The following is a 7,617-nucleotide window of genomic DNA, read 5'->3' on the forward strand; positions in this document are numbered from 1 at the left end:
TCACTCGGCACTGACCTCATCGAGCGATCAGTGTCCGAGACAGGTCCCGGGCCGCCGTTCCCTTCTCCCCACCCCTCGGCGGACCATAGAGGTCTCCCGCACGGGGGAAGCCGGACTGAGTCTTCCGGGGGAATGACGAGAGCGCGGCGTCGTCGCTCCCCCGAGAAGTGTCTTTCTTGTTTCCTCCCAATGCACCATGCGTCGCCCGCGTGACTACCGATAGTTTCCAGTCCACCACCGCGCGCACTGGCCGTTCCGCTCCCCCGGACCGGACTGCTGTCAGGGAGGCGCTCGCGATGAACCATCCGGACCACGGCGGCACCGGCGGGCAGCAGCACGCTGCCGCGTTCCACCCGTCGCCGCCCCCGGTCGACCAGCTCGTCACCGACCCCGGTGAGCTGGCCGAGCGGCTGACCGTCGGGGTCGAGGAGGAGTTCCTCCTCGTCGACGCCGACACGCGACGGGTCGCGCCGGCCGCCACCGCGGTCCTCGCGGCCGGCGCCGGCATCTCACCCGTGCTCCAGAAGGAGATCACCCTCTACCAGGTGGAGACGACCAGCCCGGTGTGCCTGAGCGCCGTCGAGCTGCGCGACCACCTCCAACGGCTGCGGGTCAGCCTGGCCCGCACCGCCGAGGCGCAGGGACTGCGCCTGGTCGCCACCGGCACCGCCGTCCTCGGCGAGGCCGTGCCGCCGCCGCTGACCGCCGTCGATCGCTACCAGCGCATGGCCTCCGAGTTCGGGGGGCTGATCGACACGCACAGCATCTGTGGCTGCCACGTCCACGTCGGCATGCCCGACCCGGAGACCGCGGTGCAGGTCAGCAACCACCTGCGGCCGTGGCTGCCGATCCTGCTCGCGTTGAGCACCAACTCCCCGTTCTGGCACGAGCGCGACACCCGGCACGCGAGCTGGCGGGCGATGATCTGGGCGCGGTGGCCGTCCGCGGGGCCGCCGCCGCACTTCACCTCGATCGACGAGTACGAGTCGGCCGTGCGGGCGCTGCTGGAGACCGGGGCCGCGATGGACCGGGGGATGGTCTACTGGGACATCCGACTGTCGGACCACCAGCCCACGATCGAGATCCGGGTCTGCGACGTCTCGCCCACCGCCGACGAGGCCGCCCTGCTCGCGGCGTTGATCCGGGGGCTGGTCGCGACCGCCGTCGTCGACATCCGGGCCGGCCGGCCCGCGCCGGCGCCCCGGGGGTCGGACCTGCGCGCCGCGTTGTGGCGGGCGGCCCACGACGGGCTGGAGGGCGCCTGCCTCGACCCGCTCACCGGGCAGGTCACCCCGGTCCCGGTGCTCGCCGACCGGCTCCTGGAACGCCTCCGCCCGGCCCTGCTGGCCGGTGGCGACCTCCCGTTGGTCACCGAGGTCCTGCGGTCACTGCGCGCGAGCGGCTCCGGGGCGGAACGACAGCGCCGCGCGCTCGCCCGCCGGGGACGGCTCAGCGACGTGGTGGACCTGCTGGCCGACCAGACCGCGGGGAGCCTGCTGATCCCCGCCCAGCCCAAGCCGGCCTGATCTCCACCGACGCCGACTCCGTCCCCGGGTGCGCCCCTGTTCGGTCCTCGCCCTGACCCGGACGCGCCGAGACGGGAAAAGAAGCCGTCAGATTTCGCCCCGCAGCGCGCAAATCGGGCGACCCAGATGTCCATTTCGCCCAAAACGGTGTTATTGGGGGGAACCCCCAAATTCATGATCTCGTGATGCGGTGGAGCGGGGCAACTCCCGGGCCGGGTGGTCGAGAAGCACGGCTCCCGCACGGGGGTTGCCCCGCAGATGGCGACGCCCGAGTGGACGTGTCAGCGGGCACGACGCAGCACGAACCCCGGGCGCGCGACGCGGACGGAACAGGCGGACCGCAGAAGGCGGGCCGGTGAAACACGGTGGAACACGGAGGCACCGGCCGGCGCTTCCCCCCACCGCGCCGACCGGTGCCTCACTCCCCCGGGGCGTGCCAGCCCCCTCCCCCGCTGTCCGTCGTTCCCCCTGCTCCGAACGACGGCCCTGGGGAGGTGGGCCCTCGTGCCCGCCGGCGCACCGATCCCCCATCGCGTGACCGGCGGACGCGCCGGGGCGGTCGCGCCACCCCGTCGCGGGACCCACCTCCCGTTGTGCACCCCCTGGGTGGACGGGATGACCCGTCCACGATCACAAGAGATCCACATCCGGCGGCAGATACGGGAAAGGAGGAATTTCCTCCACCCGGCCGTCCGGGCACCGCGCGAGGCCGTCAGACCGGCCGCAGCCCGGGGATCACACGACGGCGCGGCGCGAGCGCCATGACCACCGCGACGGCCAGCGTCGTGCTGTGCAGGGCCAGCCCGGCCCCGCTCACGCCCGGCAGCAACATCGGCGGCACGCTCGCGACGGCGGTGAGCAGCCAGGGCAACCACCGTCCGCTCAGGCCCGCGCGCGTGGTGCGCACCAGGTACACGCCCAGCAGCAGGTGCAGCAGGTTCTGCATGGTGTCGACCTGGAGGAACAGCACGGTCCTGCCGTGCGGTCCGGCCGCGAAGCCGGTGGCGACGAACCCGACGATGCCCAACGCGGCGTAGCCGAGGCCGAGCACGGCCGCGACCCGGCCGTGCGGGGACGCGATGCGCCCGGCCGCCGCCGGCAGCGTGTCGCGCTCCAGCCTCCTCAACACCACCACCAGCACGGCCAGCAGCGCGAGCAACACGCCCAGCCAGCCCGGCCCGGTCCACGGGACGTTGAGGCCGAGCATGCTCAGCAGCTCCACCCCGACCAGCACCACGGCCAGGTGCCACAGGTACAGGCTCACCGGCGTGTCGCCGAGTCGCGCCACGCCCCGCGCCCACCGCCGGCGGGTCAGCCACCGCGCGGCCGGCTCCCGCAGCGACAGCACGAGCGGGATCTGCCACGCGGCCAGCGCGAGGGCGGTGACCGCCCACGGGTTCAGGCCGGAGACGGAGGTCCCCGGCACGCCGCCGAGATCACGCGGGTAGGCCCCGGTGGCGGCGAGCACGACCAGGACCCCGAGACCGGCGGCCGCGGTGGCGACCAGCGTCGGCCGGGACAGCCGGGACAGGGAGCCGTCGGCGTGGCAGAAGCCGAGCTGGTGGACCAGCAGCCCGACGAGCAGGACGTTGGGGTAGCCGAGCAGCGCCTGGTCGGTGACCAGCCGGGCCAGGTCCACCGCCACCGTCAGGGCGATCAGCGTGAAGGGCACGGCCCAGCCGAGGCGGCGGTGCAGCCAGGCCGTCACCGGAGTGGCCGCGGTGACCAGCAGGTACACGCCCAGGTACCAGAGCGGCCTGGCGACCATCCAGCCCAGCTCGTCCATCTGCTCCTCCTGCCCGCCGAGCAGGCCGAGCGCGGCGGGGAGCAGCAGCCAGACCAGCACGAACGCGACCACGGGCCGCAACAGGCCGGCCAGGCGGCCCACGAGGAACTCCACCGAGCCGCCGCCGGCGCCGCGCACCGCGCGCCAGGCGGCGAGGTGGGACCGGCCACCGGCGAAGAAGAAGATCGGCAGCACCTGGAGGCCCCACGCGGCCAGCCACAGCCCCGGCTGGCGGGCCACGCCGCTGTCCCACCAGCCCAGGACGACCACCAGCGGCAGCCCGAGCAGGGCGAACAGGACGGCCACCACGGGCAGGCCGTGCGCGGGGGCTCCGGCGTCCTGGTCGGTGGCGTCGGAGGCGCGGGGCTCCGCCCCCGGCGCGTCCGCCGGGACCGGCGCTCGGGTGAGCGGGCGACGACGGTCGCGCCACCAGTGGGCGAGGCGGCCGGGCCGGCGGGCGACCAGCAGGCAGGCGATCACGGCGAACCCGACGCTCCACGCGCCCATCGGCTCGAAGCTGGGTGGGCCGTAACGCTGCCGCCACGAGTTGAAGCCCACCCCCGCCGAGTAGGTCTCGGCGACGGCGTGGCAAATCGGGACCTCCAGTCCGCGCTGGGCGGAGCAGCGGGCGTGCATGTCCGCGCCGAGCTGGTCGTCGACGCCGCGCCGCGCGTCCTGCCCGAGGGGGTGGCCCTTCTTGTCGGCGTAGCGGAGCACGTCGTAGCCGAGGTCGTGCGCCTTGCACCCGGCGTCGAAGTCGAAGCGGGTGGCCCCGCCCGGCGACGAGCAGTCGCCACGGGGGTGGATGGCGCGGAGGTTCCCGTCGGGGAAGCGGACGGTCACGGGCTGGTAGCCGAGGAGGTGGGCGAAGTCGTCGGGCAGGTCGGCGAGGGGGTCGCGGTCCGGCGACGGGTGGTTCATGGCGTCCAAGACGCGGGCGGCGCCCGCGACCGAGGGGTCCGGCGGGCCCTCGGCGGGGCTGGCCGGCCGGAAGAGCATCAGTCCCGCCGCGAACACCGCGAGCACCAGCGTCACGGCCCGCAGCGGCAGCGGCAGGCGGGACAGGCGCCACGGCGCGAGGGGGACCCGCCACGACGGCCGGCGCGCGGCGGGGCGCGGGGCGCGCGCCGCGATGGGTGCCGGGGGCGCGTGGTCCTCGGAACTCACCGGGTGGGTCCCCTTCCGACTTGGTCACGATTCGGCTACGAGGCCAGCAGGCTAGGCGACGGCCGGCGGGCGCCGGGGGCCGACCCCTGAAGAAGGTGATCGACGCAGGTCAGGCGGTTGATCACCGACGGTGACGGCGCGCGGATGGGCTCCAGCGGGTGGGGGGCTGTGACGCGCACTACCGTCATCAGAGGCACAGTCAGGGGCGCGGGGGCGCGCGAGGAGGAACCGTCGTGGGCGGCGTGATCATTTACGAGCCGGAGCCCGGCTCACCGCTGCGGGACCTGCCCTGGATCGTCACGTTCCGCTCCTGGGACGACAGTTGGGACCCGTTTGTCTGCGGCCCCTACGAGCGGACGCACGCGATCGGGTTGGCCGAGGCGGTCGCGGTGGACTCCGAGGACGTGCTCGCCGACGTCGAGCCGCTGCTGCCGGCGGTGTCCCCGGAGGACGTCATGGCCGACATCGCCGAGCTGAGGGCGGCCGCCGAGGCGGAGGCCACGACGGTCAGCCCGAACGGGGAGGGCGACGAGGAGCCGGAGGACCTCGTGCCGGCCGAGACGCCGCTGCCGGAGCCGGAGGAGATTCGGGCGGGCATGGGCCGGGTCCTGCGGCGGCTGCTGGCCGAGGACCAAGACAATCAAGACAACCAGGACAACACCGTCGACACGGACGACACGGGTGACGACGCCCCGGGGAACACGGGGGGCGGGGGCTCCGGGGACGGCCCGGCGCGCTGAGGCTGATCGCCGGGCGCCGGCGGTCCCCCGGGTTCCCCGGTCCTCGGTGGCGGTGGCGGTGGCGGTGGCGGGAGTGGCGATCACGCCCGCCTCGCGGGCGAGCGAACCACCGCCCCGAACGGGTGAGTGTCGCCGTCGGCGCCGCGCCCGACGCGGCGCGAGCCGGCGCCACCGGACCGGGCGTCCGGTCTGGCATACCCATCCCGAACAGCGCAAACTGGGCAGTACACGGCGTGCGACCGCGCAGGCGGGTGGGGTCACGCGTGGCCGGTGCCGGCCGCCCCCTCGGGGGATCCCCACCCGCCGCCAGCGGCAGTTCCCGCACCTCGCCGGCGTCGGGTCCGGCGGGTGCCGACCGCGGGAGGTCGCGATGAGAGGCTCGCCCACATCGGTGATGCCCAACGTTCGCGTGCAGGCGGGGGGTGGGGTGTCGGCCAGAGCGCAGGACTACGCCAGGGACAAGGTGCTCGCCCTGTCCCGTTGCTGTCCGGGTCCGGTGCCGTACGTGCGGATCAAGCTGACCAGATCCCACGACCCCTCCGTGCCGACGCCGGCGCTGGTCCAGGTCAACCTGGACGTCGACGGGAGCGAGGTGCGGGCGCAGGCGGCCGCCCCGACCTTCACCGAGGCCGTCGACCTCGTCCAGGACCGGCTCAGGGAGCGTCTGCGGAGGCTGGCCAGGACCCACCGCGACCGGCACGGCGCCGCGCCCAGGGGCGTGCCGTCCCCCAGGGCCGCCCTGCCCGCGGAGGAGCCCAGGGTGGTGCGGCACAAGACGTACGCGCCGGAACGGCTCCTGCCGGAGGAGGCCGCCTTCGACATGGAGCTGATGGACTACGACTTCTTCCTGTTCAGGGACGCCACCACCGACCAGGACAGCGTGGTGTTCCGGGACGCCAACGGCCAGCCCCGGCTGGTGCGGATGCGGCCGGCCGGGATCTCCCCGACGCCGTTCCCCGTGGCCGGCACGGGCGCGCCGCGCCTGTCGGTGGTCGAGGCCGTGCAGCGGCTGGAGACGACCGGCGACCGCTTCGTGTTCTTCGCCGACCAGCGGACCGGGCGGGGCCACGTGGTCTACCGGCGCTACGACGGCCGTTACGGGCTGATCAGCCCGGTGCGGTGAGGCGGCCGAGGCGGGCCGGGGCGGCCGCCGCCGACCGGCAGTGGGTGAACGAGGAGGCCGAACCATGGGGAACAAGATGTGGCAGGTCCAGATCAACATCAGCGAGGTCGACCGGATGACCCGGGTCGAGGCGCGGTTGAGCGGGAAGGACTCCGAGGAGCTGGTCGGCCAGGGCACGGCGCGGTGCAACCCGGCCGACGAGAACGTGCCGAGCATCGGGGACGAGCTGGCCACGGCGAGGGCGTTGTCCGACCTGGCGCACCAGCTCCTGCACGCCGCGGCCAAGGACATCGAGGCGCACACCCACGAGCGGGTACAGCGACTCCGGACCTGAGCCGAGCGATCCCTCCTGATCGGACCAGGTCCGGTCTGATCCACTCAGGTCCGGCCCGCTCAGGACCAGATCGCGCCACCGGGACGCGCCACCGGGGCCCGCCCCTGTCCACGCCGGTGTACGGATCACCGGTGTGCGGATCACCGCGCGGGCCCGGCGTCCCCTGCCTCCGGGCCGGTCCGGTCAGAACCGGATCACGGCGCCGAGGGCCACGCCTGTCCTCGCCCGGCGTGCGGATCACCGGCGCGCGGCTCACCGCGCGGGCCCGCCATCCCCTGCCTTCCGTCCGGCCCGGTCAGGACCGGTCCGCGGCGCCACCGGGTCCGCACCTGCCCTCGCCCGGTATGCGGCTCACCGGCGTCCGGCTCACCGCGCGGGCCCGCCATCCCCTGCCTCCGGGCCGGTCCGGTCAGGACCGGATCACGGCGCCGAGGGCCACGCCTGTCCTCGCCACCGGGGTCTGTACCTGTCCTCGCCCGGCCCGCAGCTCACCGCGCGGGCCCGATGCCCCCTGCCTTCGGCCCGGCCCGGCCAGCACCGGGACGCGGCGCCGGGGGCTGCCCTTGTCCTCGCCCGGTGTGCGGATCACCGGCGCGCGGCTCACCGCGGAGGTCCGATGTCCGGTGCCTTCGGCCCGATCTGGTCAGGTCCAGATCGCGGCGCCGGGGGCTGCCCTTGTCCTCGCCTGGTGTGCGGCTCACCGCGCGGGCCCGGCGTCCCCTGCCTACGACCCGGCCCGGTCAGCACCAGGTCCGGCCCCGTCCGCCGTGCCGGGGTCCGCACCTGTCCGCGCCTGTCCTCGCCCGGCCCGCAGCTCACCGCGCGGGCCCGATGCCCCCTGCCTTCGGCCCGGCCCGGCCCGGTCAGCACCGGGACGCACCGCCGAGGTCCGCGCCTGTCCACGCCCGGCCTGCGGATCACCGGTGTGCGGATCACCGCGC

The 7,617-nt window shown here is 74.8% G+C and carries 5 protein-coding genes; 4 read left to right on the forward strand and 1 reads right to left on the reverse strand.

The genetic code is table 11. The features are described 5' to 3' along the window. The first annotated feature begins 296 nt into the window (after positions 1-296). Positions 297-1,526, forward strand: a complete 1,230-nt coding sequence (locus LX15_RS26000; protein WP_253672312.1) for a carboxylate-amine ligase — start codon at positions 297-299, stop codon at positions 1,524-1,526. 712 nt (positions 1,527-2,238) lie between these two features. Here the strand turns inward: LX15_RS26000 and LX15_RS26005 are convergent. Beyond that, the gene (locus tag LX15_RS26005) at positions 2,239-4,479 is read right to left on the reverse strand and encodes a phospholipase A2 (protein ID WP_253672314.1); all 2,241 of its coding nucleotides are present in this window, start codon (positions 4,477-4,479) and stop codon (positions 2,239-2,241) included. A gap of 233 nt (positions 4,480-4,712) precedes the next feature. On the opposite strand from LX15_RS26005, the gene LX15_RS26010 reads away from it, so the two are divergent. The 3 genes from LX15_RS26010 to LX15_RS26020 all read left to right on the forward strand — a co-directional run bounded on the left by LX15_RS26010 (position 4,713) and on the right by LX15_RS26020 (position 6,676). Further along, complete coding sequence (locus tag LX15_RS26010) at positions 4,713-5,219, forward strand: hypothetical protein (protein ID WP_253672316.1); 507 nt, start codon at positions 4,713-4,715, stop codon at positions 5,217-5,219. Between the two features lie 427 nt (positions 5,220-5,646). Continuing rightward, on the forward strand, positions 5,647-6,342 hold the full coding sequence (locus LX15_RS26015; protein WP_253672318.1) for a sigma 54 modulation/S30EA ribosomal C-terminal domain-containing protein: 696 nt from the start codon (positions 5,647-5,649) through the stop codon (positions 6,340-6,342). 64 nt (positions 6,343-6,406) lie between these two features. Further along, on the forward strand, positions 6,407-6,676 hold the full coding sequence (locus LX15_RS26020) for a DUF1876 domain-containing protein (protein ID WP_253672320.1): 270 nt from the start codon (positions 6,407-6,409) through the stop codon (positions 6,674-6,676). Positions 6,677-7,617 lie beyond the last annotated feature (941 nt).

The organism is Streptoalloteichus tenebrarius, assembly GCF_024171885.1.
Taxonomy (GTDB): domain Bacteria; phylum Actinomycetota; class Actinomycetes; order Mycobacteriales; family Pseudonocardiaceae; genus Streptoalloteichus; species Streptoalloteichus tenebrarius.